A 19351-nucleotide genomic window follows, 5' to 3' on the forward strand; every position below is an offset into this window, starting at 1 on the left:
TGCGAAGAATGCCCGAGCCAGAGTCGCCGACCGTCATCCGGGACCGGGCCGTCTCCGTCGCCGACTATCTGCTCGGCGTGCGGGCGCACCTGGAGCGTCCGGCGCGCACGGTGCCGGCGGAGGCGTGGTGGCTCGACGACCTCCCCGCGCATCCCGCCTGTGGAGTCGGCCCGGCCGGGGATGACACGACGTGGCTGCGGGTGGGCCTGCCCGACCTGCCGGTTTCCCCGCCGGTCCCGGCCGAGCTGCGCCGCCGGCTCACCGAGGTGACCCCGGCCGACGAGCCCGTGCTGGCCTACGGACCCGTGCCGGTCGGGGAGTCAGGGCCGGTCGGGGAGTCAGGGCCGGTCGGGGAGTCAGGGCCGGTCGGGGATGGCGGGTTCGCGGCCTGGCGCGACGAGGTGTGGCGGCCGTGGTCTCTCCTCAGCCGCGGCGCGGAGCAGACCCGCGGCCTGCACCGCCGCCTCTTCGACCTGATGCACCAGATCGACATGTCGGCCGCCACCACCGAGCTGGTGTGGGGCCACGGCATCCTCGAGACGGTCGTCGACGGGCAGCGGGTGCGCTACCCGCTGGTCGCGACGCCGATCATCATCGAGTACACGCCCGACCGTTCGCTGATCACCGTCTCCCCGCAGGGCCCGTCCCGGCTCCAGACCGACGCCCTCGCCGGACTCGACGAGCGCTATCTCGCTCAGCTGGTCGCGCTGGCGGGGCCGGCCGGCACGCTCGAGGTCGACCTCTGGGACGACGTCGAACGGCGCGAGCTGTTCGAGCGGGCGCTCGGCCGCCTCGGCTACGACCGAGTCGTCGTGTCGCCGGGCGACGCGGGCGTCGGGCCGCGGATCGTGGACACCGGCGTGCTGTTCGCGCGGCCGAAGCAACGGCTGCTCCGGGGTTTCCTGGAGAACCTGCGCGACCGTCTGCTCGCTGGCGACCTCGCGAGCGTCGGTGCGCTCGCCGCGATCGTCGCGCACGAGCCGAGCAAGCTGCGGATGCCCGACGACCGGCCGCAGGAGTGGCAGCGGGTGGGCGAGCGACTGCTCATGCCGCTGCCGACGAACGAGGCGCAGGAGTCCATCGCCCGGCGGCTCGCCCTGCACCGCAACGTCGCGGTGCAGGGTCCGCCGGGCACCGGCAAGACGCACACCATCCGCAACCTGATCTGCCATCTCATGGCCAACGGCAAGCGGGTGCTGGTGGTCGCGCAGAAGGAGGATCCGTTGCGGGTGCTCCGCGACGGGCTTCCCGAGCAGGTACGGGCGCTGTGCCTGGCCGTTCTGGGGCGCACGACCGACCAGCTCGTGCAGTTGCAGCTCGCCGCCCGCGAGCTGTCCGACCGGGCCGCCACGCTGGACAAGCCCGCCGAGGCGGCGCGGGTCGAGCGGCTCACCCGCCGGCTCGAGGAGGCCGAGCGGGATCTCGCCCGGGCGCTGGGTGGACTGCGCGCGATCGCGGAGAGCGAGGCCGCCACCTTCTCCATCGACGACGTCGACCTGTCGCCCGCCGACGTGGGCACCTGGCTGCGGGAACATGCCGCCGTGCACGGCGGCATCCCGGACGCCGTCGATCCTTACGCGCCGCCGCCGCTGACCGCGGACGAGTTCGCCGAGCTGCTGGAGTCGGCCGCCACGCTCTCGCCGGCGGACCGGGCGGCGGCGCCACGGGATCTGCCCGAGGTCGCGGCCCTGCCCGACGCGGCCCAGGCGAAACAGAACCGGGCCGACCGGGCGGCGGCCGCCGAGCGGGTGTCACGGTTGGCGTCGGCCGGCGTCGACCCCGATTCGGTACGGGCACACGGCTCGGAAGCCCTGGCTGAGCTGCTCGACGGGCTCCGGGACGCGGTGACGTGGCTACGCCGGCGCGAGGGCACGTGGACGGACCGGCTGGGCCGCCTGCTCGCCGACCCGCACTGGGCGGCAGTGTGGACCGACCACGTCACCGCCACCGAGGCACTGCAGCAGTCGCTGGCCGACCTAGCCCGCAGGCTCGCCGGTCACCGGGTCGTCGCCTCGGCGCAGCTCGGCGCGGAGCCGAAGCGGCTGCTCGCCGGCCTCGCCGAGCTGCGCGAGCGGTTCGCGGCCGGCAAGGGCGTCAACCGGCTGCTCCAGGCGTCGCTGTGGAGGATCGCCGACGAGGTGCGCGTCGACGACGAACCGCTGCGATCCGTGGACGATGTGGACGTCGCCTCCGCGTGGGTGCGGCGCGCGCAGGCGCAGCGGCGCCTCGGCGGGCACTGGTCCGAGTGGATTCCGCGCCTCGGCATCCCGCCGCGCGAGGGCGATCCCGAGGTGTGGGCGGGAAGCCTGCTGGCCGAGGCGGCGCAGTCGCTGGCCTGGGACGCCCGGGAGTGGCCCGTGCTCTCGGCCCGGCTCGCTGCCGTCGTACCCCAGGAAGAACTTGACCTTGACGCCGCCCGGCTGGCGGAGATCGCGGCCCTGCTCGACGACGGCCCGGTGGTCTTCGTTCTTGATCGGCTGGACGCCGCCGATCGGGCGGTGGCCGACGGCCTCGCGCCCTGGCCGGCGTTGGCCACGGCGTGGCGCACGCTCGAGGGCTGGGACGAGCAGGTGGCGGAGGTTGAGCGGTTGCGCGCCCTGCGGCCGCGGGTGTCCCGCTACGTCGAGCTGCGGAACCGGCTCGCCGCGGCTGCGCCGGAGTGGGCCGCGCAGATCGAGGACGGGATCGTGCCGGCCGTCTCGGCGTCCGCCTGTGCGCGGGCGTGGCGGTGGCGGCAGGCGCAGACCTGGTTCGACCAGGTGGTGGGCAGCGTCGACCCGGCGGTGCTGAACCGCCGCGTGGAGCAGGGCCGGGAGCGGATTCGCACGCTCACCGGCGACCTCGTCGTCGCCTCGGCCTGGCTCGAGGTCGCCCGCGCTCTCGACGACCGGCGGCGTGCCGCGCTGGCCGACTGGACGACCGCGCTGCGCAAGATCGGCAAGGGCACCGGACGCAGCGCCGCCGCCTGGCAGGCGCACGCCCAGCGGGCCATGGAGTCCGCTGTGGAGGCCGTGCCGGTGTGGGTCATGTCGGTGGACCGCGCCATCGAGCAGTTCGCCGGCGGCGCCCGCTTCGACGTCGTGATCGTCGACGAGGCGTCGCAGGCGGACCTGTTCGCCCTGCCGGTGTTGTCGCTCGCCGAACGGGCCGTCGTGGTCGGCGACGACCAGCAGATCGGGCCGCAGCTCGGCTTCGTCGGCTCGGTCTCGGGGCTTATCCACAGCCACCTCGGCGACGTGCCGTCCGCGGAGCACTTCGACCCCGAATCGTCGCTGTACGACCACGCCGTGCGGCGCTCGCCCGAGCGGATCCTGCTCACCGAGCACTTCCGGTGCGTGCCCCAGATCATCGAGTTCTCGTCGCGGCACTACTACGACGGCAAGATCCAGCCGCTGCGCGCGGACCGTCCGGCCTTCGAACCGGTCAAGGCCGTCTTCGTGACCGATGGCGTACGCCAGCCCCTGGCGTCCTTCGGCGACGTCAACGTGGCCGAGGCGGAGGCCCTGGTCGCCCGGGTCGCGGCGATCGTGGCGGACCCGGCCTATCGGGACAGGTCGCTCGGGGTCATCAGCCTGCTGAGCAGCAGCGGCCAGGCGTCCTACCTGCTGTCGAGGCTGCGGGAGACGATTGGGGAGGACGAGATCCAGGCGCGCCGGCTCCGGGTCGGCGACGCGTACACCTTCCAGGGCGACGAGCGTGACGTGGTGCTGGTGTCCATGGTGGTCTCGGACAACGACGGCCGGCCGGCCGCGTTCACCAAGCGCGACTATCACCGCCGGGTCAACGTCGCGGCCTCCCGGGCCCGCGACCAACTCTGGATCTTCCATTCGGTACGCCCCGAGTCCCTGCTCGCCGACGACGCCCGCGCGCTGCTGCTGAACTACGCGCTGAACCTGACCACATTCGGGGCGCGGGCCGACTCGGAGCTGCTCTGCGAGAGCGGTTTCGAACGCGCGGTGCTGCGCCACCTGGCGGCCCGGGGCTACCGGCCCACCCCGCAGTTCCGGATCGGTGGCTACCGCATCGACTTCGTCCTCAACGCGCCGGACGGCCGCCGGCTGGCGATCGAATGCGACGGGGACGCGTACCACGGGCCGGAGCAGTGGGCGAGCGACATGCGGCGGCAGGCGGTGCTGGAGCGGGTGGGCAACTGCGTGTTCGTCCGGATCCGGGGGAGCATTTTCGCGCGGGAGCCGGAGGCGGCCCTGCGTCCGTTGTGGCAGCGGATCGACGAGCTCGGCATCACCCCCTAAGCCTCCTCCTTCTCTATCCGTGCCTTGACCCCCGAGTGCTCCGCCAGCAGGTTCAGCAGGGCCGGCCCGTCCAGCAGCTCCAGGGGACGGCCCGCCACCGCCTCGTACGCCTCGGGCTCGTAGCCGTCCGTCGCCACCAGGATGCCCTTGAGGGCGCCGCTGTCGGCGACCGTGGCCGCCAGGGCGACCGCCGTGCCGGCCGGGACGACCCGCCCGCGGACGGCCTGGATCACCACCTGCCCACCGAAGACGGGACGCGGGTCGACCGCCTGCCAGCGGCCGTCGGTGGCGGCGCCCATCGCCAGGCCCATGTTGCTGAACAGGTCGGCGAGGGTCTGCTCCCACTCCGCCGGGGGCATCGTGGCGAGGTTGGGGCGGTGGTCGATGTCGGCCAGCACGTTGAACTCCTCGGTGAAGTCCTTGCCGGCCTCGCGGTCGAAGTCGAGGGCCGAGGTCACGCCGTCGAGCTGGTCGGGTGAGTCCGAGAGCCCGGCCCGCAGGTGCCTGAGGCAGGCGACCGGATCGACGCGGCGAAGCTTGATCTCCGCGAAGGTGTCCCGCTCGGTGCGCAGCGACACCAGGCAGGGCCGCACGAAGCGGCCGGTACGCCGGTCGATCGTGTCCACGATCCCGTTGAACAGCACCTCCGCGACCAGGCCGCCGCGGTCCGCCTCGACGATCTCGTGCACCGTACGCAAAGTGACCATCGCGATGATCTCCGTGTAGCGGCGCCGCACCTCGGCCTCGTCGCGCGGCACGGCCATCAGGTCGTCGCGGACCCGGTCGTAGCGGTACTCCTTCACCACCGGGATCACCTCGACCGGCGGCAGGTGGTACTCGACCAGCAGGCGCCGCTTCTTCGGCTGGAACGCGAGCCGAAAGTGCTGAGGGAAGTCGTCCGGATACACGGAGTTGCCGAGCACCATGGCGAAGTACTCCACCACCGCGGCCGGATCCGCGCTCGCCACCGCCGCCGCGAACCGGTCCACCTCCGCGTTGTACGCGACCAGCTTCGCCTCGTAGCGGCGGCGGTTCTCCTCGTACTGCTCGCGGCGGGCCGCCAGCTGGCGGGTGCGGCGCAGCTCGTGCTCGGCCCATTGCGCCTGGGCCTGCTGGAAGGCCCGTTTCGCCTGGGCGAGCTGCTGCTGATGGATCCGATCGCCGCCGAGGATCTTGCCGACGCCGCGCGGCTCCGGCGGGGCGTAGCTCTGCCAGGACGGTTCGGGCGCCGCCCGGCCGAGCGGTCCCGGGTCGAAGGGCGGCGCGGCGACCGGCTTCTTGAACCGGTCGAGGTCGATGTGGTCATCGACGTCCAACGTGGACAGCAGCAGGGAGTCGAGGTCGGTGAGGCGGGCCCGCAGGTCGGCGTTCGCGGCGGCCGCGTCGGCGGTGCGCGCCTCCGCGTACAGTCGGCGGTGTTCGCGCTGCCGTTCCGCGTCGGCGGCGGCCTGCTGCGCCGCCGCGATCGCCAGATCCGCGTTGCGCCGGATCAGTTGGCGCTGCTGGGCGGCGGCCGTGCTCGCTCGAAGCTCCGCGGCCGCCTGCATCGCGTGCTGCCGCTGCATGTCCCGAATGATGCCCATGCGTGATCGTCCTCGCTCACGTGTCCGAAGGGCCACCATATCCACCGGCTCGCGATCTCATTACGGGGAGCACCGCCGTGGACGCTGTGCGTGCATGTTGATCGTCGTCTACGGGTAGGGGTCGCACATGGTTCCACAGTCAGCACTCGTAGTAACTGTCCGTCATGGATTTCGCGGTCCTCCGGCCGTCGCGGAACGCGTCATCCACGTCAGCCGATCGGCCAAATTCGCCGTCTGATCGGGCGAGAACTGCCTGTTCATCGCCTTGATGGCCGACCTGCGAAAACATTGACGCGGTCGTCCCCTGTTACATCAAGCGGTGACGGGTCGTAATAGGTCAGGGGCATCAGTTCACGGGCGAGGGGAGGTGGCGGCGGCGCATGACGGCACCCGACGAACGTTTTCCGCGTCCGCGCGCACTGCGCGACCGGCTCTCCCGCCGTCCCCGGCTCACCCCCAACGCCGCCCCCCGGCCGCCGCACCTGCCGGAGTCGCGCAGCCCGGCGGACGACGAGGCCTCCTTCACCTATCAGGCGGACGGCGACCGCATCGTGTGGTCGGAGGGCCTCGCGACGTTGCTCGGCCGCCCGCCGAGGGAGAACGAGGTCAGCCGTCAGCTCCTCGCCCGGCACGTGCACCGCGACGACCAAGCCAAGGCACTCGGCGCCATCACCCAGGCCTGGGCGGCGCGCGAGCCGGTGCGCATCACCCTGCGCCTGATGCGTGCCGACGGCGGCTGGTTCGACGTCGACTGCCGCCTGGAACCCGTCGCCGACCCCGACGGCACGGTCAACGGCATCAGAGGCGCGTTGCGTGACGTCTCGGCCCGGGAACGGGCCCGCCGCGAGGTGGCCCGCCTGTCGCGCCGAGGTGAGACCGTCCAGGCGTCCATCGTCGACCCCGATCCCGCGACCGGGCTGCTCACCCGGGCGCGCTTCGCCGACGAGATCGACCGCGCGCAGCGCAGCGGCGGGGGAGCGCTGCTCATCGTCCGCGTCGAGCCGGACCGCGCGGACGGCGTCCGGTTCGACCTCAACGCCGACCTGCTGCACCGGGCCGCGCGCGTCCTGGAAGGACTGGTCCGGCCGGACGACCTGCTGGGCCGCGTCGGACCGAACGAGATCGGTGTCCTCCTGCCGGGAGCGTCGTGGGTCATGGCCCGGCGGCAGGCCGACCTCTTCGTCGAGGCGCTGCGGACGCAGCCGTTCGTCCTGCCCGACAACTGGGTGCACGCCCGGGCCTGGGCCGGTCTCGTCCGATTCCGGCCCGGCGGCGACGCGGGCAGCCACGACCTGTTGATCGACGCCGAGCACGCCTGGCGGCAGGCGCGCGAGACAGACCGCCCGCTGACGCTGGTCGCCGACCCGGTGCCGGTCAAGGACCGCCAGGGCTCCTACCGCAGCCGGGTGGCCGCCGCCCTGGGCACCGACCGGTTCACCCTCTTCGCCCAGCCGATCCTCGAATTGCAGACCAACCTGGTGCTGCGGCACGAGCTGCTGCTGCGGGTGCTGGACGAGCACGGCGACCCCCAGTCGCCGATCCACGTGCTCGACACCGCCGAACGCCTCGACGCCGTCTACGACATCGACCTGTGGGTGGTCGAGCGCGCGATGGAGGTCGCGGCGTCGCTGCCCGCACACTCCTTCCAGATCAACCTCTCCGGGCGTACGGTCGGAGACCCGCGCCTGACCGCCGAGGTCGAGTCGCTGATCGAGCGGTACGCGGTGAACCCCGAGCAGTTGACCTTCGAGATCACCGAGACGGCGCTCATCGGCAACCTGAGCGAGGCGCGCAACTTCGCCGACCGCATCCGCGACCTGGGCTGCCAGCTCGCGCTGGACGACTTCGGCTCGGGATACGCGTCGTTTCGCTACCTGCGGCTCTTCCCGATCGACCTGGTGAAGATCGACGGCGAGTACGTGCGGAACCTGGTGCACAACCCGCAGGACCAGGTACTGGTGCGCGCGCTCGTGCAGGTCTGCCAGGCGTACGGAATCCACACCGTGGCGGAGTTCGTCCAGGACGAGGCGACAATGCGGATGTTGCGCGAGTTCGGGGTCGATTTCGTGCAGGGCTATCTGATCGGGCGGCCGGAGCCCCTGTCGACGCTCGGGCCCGCGCCGCGCCTGCGCCGCTCCTGACGATTGCGGACGCCCGGTTGCGGGTATCGAGCCTGACATGGAGCACTACACGATCGCCACCGTTGCCGAGAAGAGCCCGGATTTCCGCCGCGTGCTCTGGACGGGCAAGCACACGCAGCTCGTCATCATGACGATCCCGCCGGGCGGCGAGATCGGCGAGGAGGTCCACGAGGTGGACCAGATTCTGACGTTCGTGAGCGGCACGGGAGAGGCCAGGGTGAGCGGCCAGACCCGCAAGGTCAACCAGGGCGACCTGGTGGTGGTGCCGGCCGGTCACACGCACAACTTCGTCAACGAGGGCCCGAACCCGATGGTGCTCTACACGATCTATGGACCGCCGGAGCACGCCGACGGGGCGGTGCACCAGACCAAGGCCAAAGCGGACGCGATGGAAGAAGCCGGCAAGGACGAGCCCCCGCAGTCCTGACGTGCCCGGCAGGATACGGCGCCGGAACCGGGTGAGGCCCCCCAGCCAGCCCGATCCCGGCGCCGCGCCGCGACGATACCCCGGTCGATCAAGGCCGTCGATCCACCGGCCCGGCCGGTCGGGATACCCGGTCGGCGGGCAGGTGTGGGCAGGTCATTAACCTGCAGCCATGGACGAGCCGCGGTGGTTGACGGATGAACAACAGCAGGCCTGGCGCGCGTTCGTCGAGGTGCTCGTCAAGGTCCCGGCGGCGCTCGAGGGCCAGCTCCAACGGGACGCGGGCCTGACCCACATGGGCTACCTGGTGCTGGCAACGTTGTCAGAGCGAGCGGACCGCCGCCTGCCGATGAGCCGTCTGGCCAAGCAGGCAAGCGCGTCCCTGTCCCGCCTCTCCCACGTGGTGGCGCGGCTCGAGGCGCGGGGCTGGGTCTACCGCGAACGCGATCCCGAGGACGGCCGCGTCCAGATCGCCGTACTGACCGACGAGGGCTTCCACAAGGTCGAAGAGTCGGCGCCGGGGCACGTGGAAGCGGTCCAGCAACTCGTCTTCGACCGGCTGACCGACGCCCAGGTCCGTCAGCTCGCCAAGCTCTGCGGCTCCCTGCTGGAGGACCCCGCGCCCTGAACCGGCACCGTGTGCCGCGCACCGGAGGCCGCGCGGTGGCAAGGTGTTCGGCATGAGCCAGCGAGTCAGCGGAGTCATCGCCCGGGCCAAGGGTGCACCCGTCGAGGTCACCACGATCGTCGTGCCGGATCCCGGCCCCGGCGAGGCGGTCGTCAAAGTCCAGGCGTGCGGCGTGTGTCACACCGATCTGCACTACCGCGAGGGCGGCATCAACGACGACTTTCCCTTCCTGCTCGGCCATGAGGCCGCGGGCACGGTGGAGTCGGTCGGGGCCGGGGTCACCGACGTCGCGCCGGGCGACTTTGTCGTCTTGAACTGGCGGGCGGTCTGCGGCGACTGTCGGGCCTGCCGCAGGGGCAAGCCCTGGTATTGCTTCGCGACGCACAACGCCGCGCAGAGGATGACGCTGGAGGACGGCACCGAGCTGTCGCCCGCGCTGGGCATCGGCGCGTTCGTGGAGAAGACATTGGTCCATGCTGGTCAGTGCACCAAGGTCGATCCGGCCGCCCGGCCCGCGGCCGTCGGCCTGCTCGGCTGCGGGGTCATGGCGGGCATCGGCGCCGCGATCAACACCGGAGGCGTCACCCGCGGCGACTCCGTGGCGGTCATCGGCTGCGGCGGAGTCGGCGACGGCGCGGTCGTCGGCGCGGCGCTGGCCGGGGCCACCACGATCATCGCGGTCGACACCGACGACCAGAAGCTCGAGTGGGCCCGGGGGTTCGGCGCGACCCACACGATCAACGCGCGCGAGGCGGACGTGGTCGACGCCGTCCGTGAGCTCACCGCCGGCTACGGCGCGGACGTCGTCGTCGAGGCGGTGGGCCGCCCGGAGACGTACCGGCAGGCGTTCTACGCGCGGGACCTGGCCGGCACGGTGGTCCTGGTCGGGGTGCCGACCCCCGAGATGACGATCGAGCTGCCGCTGCTCGACGTCTTCGGCCGCGGCGGGGCGCTCAAGAGCAGCTGGTACGGCGACTGCCTGCCCACCCGCGACTTCCCCATGCTGACCGAGCTCTACCGGCAGGGCCGGCTCGACCTCGACGCGTTCGTGACCGAGGAGATCCGGCTCGACCAGGTCGAGGACGCGTTCGCCAAGATGCACGCCGGCGGGGTGCTGCGCTCGGTGGTGATCTTCTGATGGCCGTACGCGTCGATCACACGGTGACCAGCGGCACGTTCTCCCTCGACGGCGAGACGTTCGATGTGGACAACAACGTGTGGGTCGTGGGTGACGACGCGGAATGCGTGGTCGTCGACGCTCCCCACTGCGCGCAGGCGATTCTCGGGCTGGTCGATGACCGCAAGGTCGTCGCCATCGTCCTCACCCACGCGCATGACGACCACGTCCGGGTCGCCCCGGAGCTGGCCGCCGCGACGGGTGCGCCGCTGCTGCTGCATCCGGCGGAGGAAGTGCTGTGGAAGCTGACGCATCCGGGCCTGCCGATGCCGGCGCCGTTGAGCGACGGCCAGGAGCTCGAGGTGGCCGGCACGACCCTGCGGGTGCTGCACACACCGGGCCACAGCCCCGGCGCCGTCTGCCTGTACGCACCAGAGCTGGGCTGCGTCTTCACCGGCGACACCCTGTTCCAGGGCGGCCCGGGAGCGACCGGGCGCTCCTACAGCGACCGGCCCACGATCGAGCAGTCGATCCGGAGCCGCCTGCTGACCCTGCCGCTCCAGACCGTCGTCCACACTGGCCATGGCAGCGACACCACGATCGAGGCTGAGAAATTCTAGGTCGCCCGCGCGTACGCGGGAACGGAACGGTCGGCGAGCAGGTCGAGGGAGAGCGCGGCGGTCGGGCCGAACGCCGGGGCGCCGACGCCCGCGCCGGTGTCCGGGTGGAAGCCCTCGTAGAGCCCGGCGCGATGTGCCAATCGGATCATCGCCGTGCGCAGGTCTTCGGCCTCGTCGCGATAGCCGTGCACCAGCATGCCCCGTCGCAGCAGCCAGTTGACGTCGATCCGGATAGAGCGCCCGTGCTCCGGCGAATCGGCGGGCGCGGCGCGGTCGAAGCTCGGCGCCGGCAGGCCGGTCGTCGCCGGAAGCCCGAAGCGCGGCGAGGTGACCTCCGCGACGAGCGCCTCGACGTGCTCCCGCGGCAGGTCCGGCAGCAGCAGCGGCATCAGGCCGTCGGCGTTCCGCACGGGGCTCAGGGCGCCGGTCCGCACGTTCCGGGAGCGGTAGGTGCGGGTCTGCTCGTCGTACAGCCGGGTGGCGATGGTCTCGGTGAGCTGCCGGGCCCGTCGGCGGTGCTCGGTCGGGTCCGCGCCCACGACCGCGGCGAGGTGCACGAGGGCCAGCTCGGCGGCGGCCAGAATCGCGTTGAAGGAGGGGCACTCGGCCACGGCGTCGGCGCCGCGCACGACGCTCGCCAGGCCGGCGCCGCCGGCGTCGCGTCCCCGGATCAGATAGTCCTGCTGCGCCACCAGCCGTGGATAGAGCCAGGAAAGCTCGGTGCCGGCCTCGTGCGCGCACACCGTTCCGTGAGCGGCGGCACGCCGGTAGACCTCCCAGGCGGCGACCGCGTGCAGCGGCGGCTCCACGAACCCGTCGGGCGCGATCTGGCCGTCGGGGCGCTGCGCCTCGAACAGGTGGCGTAGGTCACTCCACGCCCGCGTGGGGCTCACGTACGCGAGCCCGATGGCGGTGACCGCGACGTCCCAGCTTCCCCGCGCCTTGTGCCCACCGAGGGCGCAGACGGCGGAGTTCCACAGGTCAGCGGACATGTCCTGGGGGACGGCCGGGCCGGGTAGCGAGTGGTGCATGGAGGCTGGGACCCTTCCGCCGAGGAACCGCAAGCCCCTTTGATCGGGTGACGCGGGCCTCACTGAAGAAGAATCACGTCATCGGTTGTCGATCCTGAGCCACATCCGGCTGCGGCGCCCCGGCAGATAGGGCGAGTCGAGGCGTTTCGCGACGACGCCGTCCAGGCCCTGGGCCCGGGCCGCCTCCAGGGCGAACTCGCCGCCACCGCTGAAGTAGGGCGGGGTCTGCCAGTGGTCGCCGGCCAGCGCGAGCCCCTCCAGAAGCTCCCGGCGCTCGCCGTAGCGGACGAGCTCCACCGTGGAGTGCCCTTCCAGCCACAAAAGGTCGTACACCAGGAACTGCACCGGAGTGCGCTCGGCGGCCCGGCGGGCGGCTCCGGAGTCGCGCGGCGCCTTGCGCCGCTCCAGCCGCGGGGGTGAGACCGCCGGTCCGTCGAAGGCCACGATCTCCCCGTCGAGTACGGCCTCGAGCGGCGCGAGTGCCTCGCCGAGCGGCCGGAGCTCCGGATACCAGGAGGTCACGTCCGCGCCCTGGTCGTCGGAGAGCCGGACCCGCCCGCCGGAGACGTACGCGATGGTGCGGCGGCCGGACCAGCTCAGCTCGTACCCCCAGTCGTGGTCGTCCGGCGGCAGGCCGGCGGACCCGGTCGCGAGCATGGGCGCGACGGTCTCGGGCATGGTCTCCCAGCCGGGTTCCGGCGGGTCCATCCGTCGGACCATCCAGTCCCGGCCGCCGGTCTGGAAGAACACATACCGGCCGGACGTGCGGTTGCCGTGGAAAGTGACGCCTATCTCGTCGTCGCGCCACTTGTCCGTTTCGTAGGTGCCGTGGTCGTGGATGGTCATCTGGCCGCCGCCGTACTCGCCGGCCGGGATCTCGCCGTGAAAGTCGAGGTACTCCAGCGGGTGGTCCTCGGTGTGTTTGGCCAGGTGGTTGCGGGCGCGGTCGCGGGGAAGCCCACGCGGGACGGCGAACGACACCAGCACGCCGTCGCGTTCCAGGCGGACGTCCCAGTGCAGGCTGCGGGCGTGGTGCTGCTGGATGACGAACCTGTTCCGGCCGGTGGGGCGGGGCCGCGACCGGGGCACGGGCTCCGGCGTGCGGCGCGCGTCCCGCTTGCGCCGGTAGTCGTCCAGACGGTCGGCCATGTGCCGATTGTCCGCCGGGACTACACGGTTGTCATTCCGGCGGCGGGTGGGAACTGTCGTACCCCCGTGCCAGGGTCGGTTCATGTACGCCGAATGGGCATCGAGGCTGCCGCACGTCGTCGCCTGGCGCAGCGTCGCGCCGCCGGGCAGCACGACCAAGCGGATCCTGCCCGACGGCTGCCTCGACGTGATCTGGCAGGACGGCGACGTCTTCGTGGCTGGCCCGGACACGACCGCCCAGGTCGCGGCGGCACCGCCCGGCAGCAGGCTGGTCGCGCTGCGCTTCGCCGACGGCGTGGGCGCCTCCGTGCTCGGGGTGCCGGCCGACGAGCTCACCGACCGCCGGGTGCCCCTGGCGGACCTGCTCACCCCGGCTCGGGTGCGTCCGCTGGCCGAGGCCGACGATCCGCTCGCGGCCCTGGAGGATTTCGCCCGGCGCCGGTGGCGAACCCCGGACCCGACGATGGTCGCGGTCGCGGCGGGAGCGCGCGCGGGTGTTCCGGTCGGCGCGATCGCCGATTCCTGCGGCCTCAGCCCGCGCCACCTGCAACGACGCTGCCGGGCCCAGTTCGGGTACGGCCCCAAGACGCTCGCCCGGATCCTGCGGTTGCAGACGGCCGTGGGGCTGGCCCGGGGCGGCCGCCCGTTCGCCGAGGTGTCGGTCGCGGCGGGCTACGCCGACCAGGCCCATCTCGCGCGTGACGTGAAGGCGCTGGCCGGTGTCCGGTTGGGCGAGCTGATCAGGTGAGCGGCGCGAAGAGATCGACCCCGTTGCCGTCGGGGTCGAGCACGACGGCGTATCGCTGACCCCAGGGCGCGTCCCACGGCTCCAGATGGGATTCGTGGCCCGCCTTCACCAGGGCGGCGTGCGTGCGGTCCACGTCGGCCGGACCGGCGCAGGCGAAGGCGAGGCTGATCCGCCCGTCGCCGCCCGTGACGGAGAAGTCCGGATAGAACGAGCGGATCGTCTCGTAGGTGTCCCACATCAGCTTGACGCCACCGGGCAGGGTGGCTTCCACGTGCGGTGCGTCCTCGGCTCCGGCCGGAATGTCGAGGCCGAGCCGCCGGTAGAACGCCAGTGACTTTCCCATGTCGGCCACGGCGAGGCCGATCGCAGCGAAGGTAGGTGCCATGAGCCACACGCTACGAGCACTCTGGAGCGTTCGTCTTGAACAAATCGGACGCGGCGATGATCGCGGGTTTCAAGCCTCGGTGGCGCCGGGTAGTGTCTTGGCTCCGACGCGTATCGACCACCCCTCGGAGGCGTTGCTGCGATGACCTTGCGCATCCTGGTTGTGGGCGCTGGTATCAGTGGTCTCGCCGCCGCCAGGGGGCTGCGGATCGCCGGCTTCCGTCCGGACGTGGTCGAGGAGCTTCCCGCGACGATGAGCCCCGGCGCCGGCATCTTCCTGCCCGGCAACGCCTCGCGCGCCATGCGTCAGCTCGGGCTCGACGCGCCGCTGCGGCCCCTCGGTGACTTGATCTTCCGCCAGGTGTTTCTCGACAGCGCCGGAAGCGAGCTCTTCGAGCTGGACGTCGCCGCGCTCTGGGCCGGGGTGGGCGAGTCCCGCGCGGTGTCCCGCGCCGATCTCCAGCAGGTGCTGCTCACCGGCGTCGGCGGGGAGGTGCGCTACGACACCGCGGTGCGAGACCTGACCACCATCGACGGCGCCGCCAAGGTCGAGTTCGGCGACGGCAGCGTCGCGGAGTACGACCTGGTGGTCGGCGCCGACGGGCGGCGCTCCACGATCCGGGAGAAGGCCGGGCTCGGCGACGCGGCGGCGCCGACAGGTCAGATCATCTATCGCAGCGTGGTCAGCGGCGGGCCGGCGCTCAGCGACTGGACGGCGCTGCTCGGCGACCGCTGCCAGTTCGTGGCCATGCCGATGGGCGGCCGGCGGCTGTATTGCCACGCCGACGAGACGGTCGAGGCCGATACCGCCAACCCCGCGGATTCCCGGGTACGGCTGCGCGAGCTGTTCGGCGACTTCGGCGGGTGCGTGCCGGCGATCCTCGACGCGGTGGAAAAGGTGCAGGTGGCCCGCACCGACGAGGTGGCGATCGACGCCTGGACCGCCGGGCCGGTCCTGCTGGTCGGTGACGCCGCTCACGCCACCGCGCCGAGCCTCGCTCAGGGCGCGGCGATGGCCCTGGAGGACGCCGTGGTGCTGGGCGAGGTGCTCAGAGCCGCCGGCGGCGACGTTTCCGCAGCCCTGCGCGCATATGAGCGGCGCCGGCGGGAACGTTGTGACCTGGTCCGCGAGCAGACCCACGAGCGAGACCGGACCCGGGACGTCGCCCCGGCCGAGCGCGACCCTATGCTGCGCAGGCGGGGCCAGCAGATCTTCACGGATCACTACCGGGCGCTCGTGGAGCCGTTCTGAGGCCTGGGTGGTCTTTGGTCACCCCGCGCCCGCCGAAGGTCGGCGGGGGACTATTCTGCCTGCGGAGTACGCCTTTGATCTCTGGCGTACGCAGTGGGACGAAACGAGACACCGGAGGACATCCGTGACGACCGTTGCGCCTAAGCCGATCGTGACCCGGCCGTGGCCGGTCAGGCAGCAGGTCAAGGGCTCGGCCCTCGCGCGGATCCTGCGGACGACGGACGCGAAGCAGATCGGGATCATGTACATGATCACCGCCTTCGTGTTCTACATCCTGGGCGGCTTCATGGCCCTGCTCATGCGCACCGAGCTGGCCCGCCCGGGCATGCAGCTGCTGTCGCCCGAGCAGTACAACCAGATGTTCACGATGCACGGCACGATCATGCTGCTGTTCTTCGCGACCCCGATCGTGTTCGCGTTCGCGAACTTCGTGGTGCCGATCCAGATCGGCGCGCCCGACGTGTCGTTCCCGCGGCTCAACGCCTTCGCCTACTGGCTGTACCTGTTCGGCGGCACGATCACCATCGGCGGGTTCCTCACCCCCGGCGGTGCCGCCGACTTCGGCTGGTTCGCGTACACGCCGCTGAGCAACTCCCTGCACTCGCCGGGTGTCGGCGGCAACATGTGGGTCGTCGGCCTGGCACTGTCCGGCCTGGGCACCATCCTCGGTGGCGTCAACATCATCACGACGATCATCACGCTGCGCGCGCCGGGCATGACGATGTTCCGGATGCCGATCATGACGTGGAACATCCTGGTCACCAGCCTCCTGGTGATCATGGTCTTCCCGTTCCTTGCCGCCGCGCTCTTCGCGCTCGCCGCCGACCGCGTGCTGGGCGCCCACGTCTTCGACGTCGACACCGGCGGTCCGATGCTGTGGCAGCACCTCTTCTGGTTCTTCGGCCACCCCGAGGTCTACATCATCGCGCTGCCGTTCTTCGGCATCATCACCGAGGTCATCCCGGTCTTCAGCCGCAAGCCGGTGTTCGGCTACAAGGGCCTGGTCGGCGCCACGCTGCTGATCGCCGCCCTCTCGATGAGCGTGTGGGCGCACCACATGTTCGTCACCGGCCAGGTGCTGCTGCCGTTCTTCAGCTTCCTGAGCTTCCTGATCGCGGTCCCGACCGGCATGAAGTTCTTCGTGTGGATCGGCACCATGTGGCGCGGGCAGATCAGTTTCGAGACGCCGATGCTGTTCGCGATCGGCTTCCTGGTCACGTTCCTCTTCGGTGGTCTGTCCGGCGTGCTGCTGGCCGCTCCGCCCATCGACTTCCACGTGTCCGACTCGTACTTCGTGATCGCGCACTTCCACTACGTGCTCTTCGGCACGATCGTGTTCGCGGTGTTCTCCGGCATCTACTTCTGGTTCCCGAAGATGTTCGGCCGGATGCTCGACGACCGCCTCGGCAAGGTCCACTTCTGGCTGACGTTCCTCGGCTTCCACGCCACGTTCCTGGTGCAGCACTGGCTCGGCGCCGAGGGCTTCCCCCGCCGGTACGCGGACTACCAGCAGAACGACGGCTTCACCACGCTCAACATGATCTCCACGGTCGGCGCGTTCGTGCTCGGCGCCTCGACGCTGCCGTTCATCTACAACGTCTGGAAGTCGTACAAGGTCGGCCAGCTCGTCACGGTGGACGACCCGTGGGGCGCGGGCAACTCCCTGGAGTGGGCGACGTCCTGCCCGCCCCCGCTGCGCAACTTCGACCGCATGCCGCGGATCCGCTCGGAGCGTCCGGCGTTCGACGCCAAGTACCCCGAGCTCGCCGCGGGCGAGTCCCTCGCCGGCCCGCCGGAGGGCGGCGCCCGCCCGCTGACCGGCGAGTCGGACGGCGGCGCGACCTACCGGGAAGACCTGAGCGACCACAAGAAGTAACACCGGTCCGCTCACCGCACTGACGCGAAGCCCGCCCCGGCACCCGACCGGGGCGGGCTTTTCCGTGCCCGCTCGCCGTGACCTGCGTCAAATTCGTTGGGAATGTCGTACCCCTGCCGGACACTGTCGGGCGGAGGTTAGGACCGCACATGACATTTACGCCTTACCGGGAGACGCTTGCACTGCGCGGAATCCCGTCGCTACTCATCGTGGCGACCCTCGCCCGGATTCCCATCACCGCCGGGACGGTCACGCTCACGCTGCACGTCACCCAGGATCTCCGCCTCCAGTACGCCTTGGCGGGGCTGGTCGGCGCCGCGTTCACCATCGGCACCTCGCTCGGCGCTCCCGTCATGGGGCGAATCACCGACCGCAAGGGGTTGCGGCCCGTCCTGCTGCTCACCACCGCCGCCGAGGTGACGTTCTGGACCGCCTCGCAGGCCATGCCCTACTGGGCGCTGCTCGTCGCCGCCCTGATCGGCGGCTTCCTGACGTTGCCCGCGTTCTCGATCGCCCGGCAGTCGATCGCGGCGCTGGCCCCCGAGTCGCATCGGCTGCCCGCCTTCGCGCTCGACTCGATCGCCACCGAGCTGTCGTTCATGGCCGGCCCGGCCCTGGCCGTCCTGATCTCCACGGTCGTGGGAGCCCGCGCCGCGATGTTCGCCGTCGGCGCCGGCATCCTGCTCTCCGGCATCGGCCTCTTCCTGCTCAACCCGCCGGTCCGAGGCGCCGACGAGGCGCCGATCTCCGCCGGCGAGCGGGTGCCCCGCAGCTCCTGGCTACGCCCGCGCCTGATCGCGGTCCTCGCCGTCAGCGCCGCCGCCGCCCTCGTGCTCAGCGGCACGGACATCGCGGTGGTGGCCGTGCTTCAGCAGGCCGGCGAGATCGAGTGGACCGGGGCGGTGCTCGCCATGTGGGCCGGCTACTCGTTGCTGGGCGGCCTCGCGTACGGAACGGTCAAGCGGGGTCTGTCGCCGTTGACGTTGATGGTCCCGATGGCCCTGCTCACGATCCCCGTGGGCCTGGGCGGCGGCCACTGGTGGCTGCTCGGCCTGCTCCTGCTGCCCGCCGGCGCCCTGTGCGCCCCGACGATCACCGCCACTGCGGACGCGGTGAGCCGCCTCGCCCCCGCCGCCGCCCGCGGCGAGGCGATGGGCTGGCACAACTCGTCCCTGACGGTGGGCGTCGCACTGGGCGCGCCGATCGCCGGCGCGGTGATGGACGCGTCGTCGCCGGCCTGGGGCTTCGCGGCGGTCGGCGGCGTGGGACTCGCGGTGGCGCTGGTGGTGCTCCCGACCGAGCTCCGCCGCCGCTCCGGCAAGAGCACGCCCGCCGGTCCCGACCGCAGGGCCGCTGAGTCGCCCGCTGCCGCACGGACGCCGGTGCCCGCAGAAGCCGGTGACAGCGTCCTGTCCCGCGCCGGAGAGGGACGCACCGGGGACGGTGCCCGGGCGCACGACGGGGAGGGTGTCCGGGCGCACGGCGCGGCCGGACCTGCCGTAGACGACACTCCGGCCGCGGTCCGCTAGCCGCTCACGCGGGCCGGGCTCAGGTCGCGGCGATGACGACCGGTTCGCCCGTCGTCGTCACCGCGGCCTCCTCGAACTGGGTCAGGGCCGCCGCCGTCGTCGCCGCCGCGACGCCCGCCGTCAGGTCGAGCAGCACCGTGGTGCCGAAACCCGCCGACTTGGCGTCCAGCGCCGTCGCCCGCACGCAGTGGTCGGTGGCGATGCCCACCACGTCGACCTCGGTCACACCGCGGGCGCGCAGCCAGTCCGTCAGGACCTCACCCGTGTCGGTGTGACCCTCGAAGCCCGAGTACGCCGCCGCGTGTGCGCCCTTGTGGAAGACCGCCTCCACCCGGTCGGTGGTCAGGGCCGGGTGGAAGTCCGAACCCGGCGTGCCCACCACGCAGTGCGCCGGCCACGAGTCCACGAAGTCGGGGTGCACGCTGAAGTGCGCCCCGGGGTCGACGTGATAGTCCTTCGTCGCCACCACGTGGTCCCAGCGGCCCTGAGGGTCGGCGAGCGCCGAGGAGATGGCGGACGCCACGCCCGCTCCGCCCTGGACGGCCAGGGAGCCGCCCTCGCAGAAGTCGTTCTGGACGTCGACAATGATCAAAGCGCGGGCCATGGTTCCTCCGTC

The 19351-nt window shown here is 71.8% G+C and carries 15 protein-coding genes; 10 read left to right on the forward strand and 5 right to left on the reverse strand.

The genetic code is table 11. The annotated features are described in order from the left end of the window. Nucleotides 1–8 precede the first annotated feature (8 nt). Nucleotides 9–4253, forward strand: coding sequence for an AAA domain-containing protein (locus AB0M36_RS15280; protein WP_364157219.1), 4245 nt, complete (start codon nt 9–11; stop codon nt 4251–4253). On the opposite strand, the gene AB0M36_RS15285 is transcribed toward AB0M36_RS15280, so the two are convergent. Then, nucleotides 4250–5836 carry a restriction endonuclease gene (locus tag AB0M36_RS15285; RefSeq protein WP_364157221.1) on the reverse strand — a complete coding sequence of 529 codons (1587 nt, stop codon included), beginning with the start codon at nt 5834–5836 and terminating at the stop codon, nt 4250–4252. The two genes, AB0M36_RS15280 and AB0M36_RS15285, sit on opposite strands and share 4 nt — an antisense overlap. Before the next feature lie 380 nt (nt 5837–6216). Between AB0M36_RS15285 and AB0M36_RS15290 the strand changes: the two genes are divergently transcribed. From AB0M36_RS15290 to AB0M36_RS15310, 5 genes are all read left to right on the forward strand, one after another. After that, nucleotides 6217–7977: an EAL domain-containing protein gene (locus AB0M36_RS15290; RefSeq protein WP_364157224.1), complete on the forward strand. Its 1761-nt coding sequence runs from the start codon at nt 6217–6219 to the stop codon at nt 7975–7977. Between the two features lie 37 nt (nt 7978–8014). Next, nucleotides 8015–8404: a cupin domain-containing protein gene (locus AB0M36_RS15295; protein ID WP_364157227.1), complete on the forward strand. Its 390-nt coding sequence runs from the start codon at nt 8015–8017 to the stop codon at nt 8402–8404. Nucleotides 8405–8573: 169 nt separating this feature from the next. Beyond that, nucleotides 8574–9029, forward strand: coding sequence for a MarR family transcriptional regulator (locus tag AB0M36_RS15300; RefSeq protein ID WP_364157229.1), 456 nt, complete (start codon nt 8574–8576; stop codon nt 9027–9029). A gap of 52 nt (nt 9030–9081) precedes the next feature. Further along, the gene (locus AB0M36_RS15305) at nt 9082–10167 is read left to right on the forward strand and encodes an S-(hydroxymethyl)mycothiol dehydrogenase (RefSeq protein WP_364157231.1); all 1086 of its coding nucleotides are present in this window, start codon (nt 9082–9084) and stop codon (nt 10165–10167) included. Then, on the forward strand, nt 10167–10766 hold the full coding sequence (locus AB0M36_RS15310; protein WP_364157234.1) for an MBL fold metallo-hydrolase: 600 nt from the start codon (nt 10167–10169) through the stop codon (nt 10764–10766). Before AB0M36_RS15305 ends, AB0M36_RS15310 begins: the two co-directional genes overlap by 1 nt. Here AB0M36_RS15310 and AB0M36_RS15315 read toward each other — a convergent pair. Beyond that, the gene (locus AB0M36_RS15315; RefSeq protein WP_364157237.1) at nt 10763–11797 is read right to left on the reverse strand and encodes a hypothetical protein; all 1035 of its coding nucleotides are present in this window, start codon (nt 11795–11797) and stop codon (nt 10763–10765) included. The two genes, AB0M36_RS15310 and AB0M36_RS15315, sit on opposite strands and share 4 nt — an antisense overlap. A 78-nt stretch (nt 11798–11875) precedes the next feature. Continuing rightward, nucleotides 11876–12946, reverse strand: a complete 1071-nt coding sequence (locus AB0M36_RS15320) for a DNA polymerase ligase N-terminal domain-containing protein (protein ID WP_364157239.1) — start codon at nt 12944–12946, stop codon at nt 11876–11878. 82 nt (nt 12947–13028) lie between these two features. On the opposite strand from AB0M36_RS15320, the gene AB0M36_RS15325 reads away from it, so the two are divergent. Continuing rightward, the gene (locus AB0M36_RS15325) at nt 13029–13694 is read left to right on the forward strand and encodes a helix-turn-helix transcriptional regulator (RefSeq protein WP_364157242.1); all 666 of its coding nucleotides are present in this window, start codon (nt 13029–13031) and stop codon (nt 13692–13694) included. Here AB0M36_RS15325 and AB0M36_RS15330 read toward each other — a convergent pair. After that, nucleotides 13687–14079, reverse strand: a complete 393-nt coding sequence (locus AB0M36_RS15330) for a VOC family protein (protein ID WP_364157245.1) — start codon at nt 14077–14079, stop codon at nt 13687–13689. The two genes, AB0M36_RS15325 and AB0M36_RS15330, sit on opposite strands and share 8 nt — an antisense overlap. 141 nt (nt 14080–14220) lie before the next feature. Between AB0M36_RS15330 and AB0M36_RS15335 the strand changes: the two genes are divergently transcribed. The 3 genes from AB0M36_RS15335 (at nt 14221) to AB0M36_RS15345 (ending at nt 18735) form a co-directional block, all read left to right on the forward strand. Then, a complete protein-coding gene (locus AB0M36_RS15335) occupies nt 14221–15330 on the forward strand; it encodes an FAD-dependent monooxygenase (protein WP_364157248.1) in 1110 nt (369 codons plus the stop codon). A gap of 124 nt (nt 15331–15454) precedes the next feature. Next, on the forward strand, nt 15455–17206 hold the full coding sequence (gene ctaD / locus AB0M36_RS15340) for a cytochrome c oxidase subunit I (RefSeq protein WP_364157251.1): 1752 nt from the start codon (nt 15455–15457) through the stop codon (nt 17204–17206). 149 nt (nt 17207–17355) lie between these two features. Continuing rightward, on the forward strand, nt 17356–18735 hold the full coding sequence (locus AB0M36_RS15345) for an MFS transporter (RefSeq protein ID WP_364157254.1): 1380 nt from the start codon (nt 17356–17358) through the stop codon (nt 18733–18735). Nucleotides 18736–18754: 19 nt separating this feature from the next. Here the strand turns inward: AB0M36_RS15345 and AB0M36_RS15350 are convergent, their stop codons facing one another. Beyond that, entirely contained in the window at nt 18755–19339 is a 585-nt protein-coding gene (locus AB0M36_RS15350; RefSeq protein WP_364157257.1) for an isochorismatase family protein, read from the reverse strand. Nucleotides 19340–19351: the final 12 nt, after the last annotated feature.

Source organism: Actinoplanes sp. NPDC051346, assembly GCF_040682215.1.
In the GTDB taxonomy this organism is placed as follows: domain Bacteria; phylum Actinomycetota; class Actinomycetes; order Mycobacteriales; family Micromonosporaceae; genus Actinoplanes.